The following is a 219-nucleotide window of genomic DNA, read 5'->3' as shown; positions in this document are numbered from 1 at the left end:
CCGCTCGACGGCAGTACGCGGCCGGGACGCTGCCTGTTCCTACCTACCGGATCGGCCGTCTCATCATGGTCGGCGAGCCGGTCACCGCAACGTCGGCCGGACCCGGGCAGACAGTGGTGTATGCCCGGGTGTCGTCGGCTGACCAGAATGCGGACCTGGATCGGCAGGTCGCCCGGGTGACGGTATGGGCCACGAGCCGGAAACTCGCCGTGGACCGGG

The 219-nt window shown here is 69.9% G+C and carries 1 protein-coding gene; it reads left to right on the top strand.

Features of this window, described 5'->3' with window-relative positions:
- Positions 1-219: recombinase family protein (locus ADL15_RS53225; protein WP_198171007.1), on the top strand; the 219-nt coding region annotated here is incomplete at both ends.

This window comes from Actinoplanes awajinensis subsp. mycoplanecinus (assembly GCF_001509495.1).
Taxonomy (GTDB): Bacteria; Actinomycetota; Actinomycetes; order Mycobacteriales; family Micromonosporaceae; genus Actinoplanes; species Actinoplanes palleronii.
This window is presented reverse-complemented; position numbering and strand designations above follow the sequence as displayed.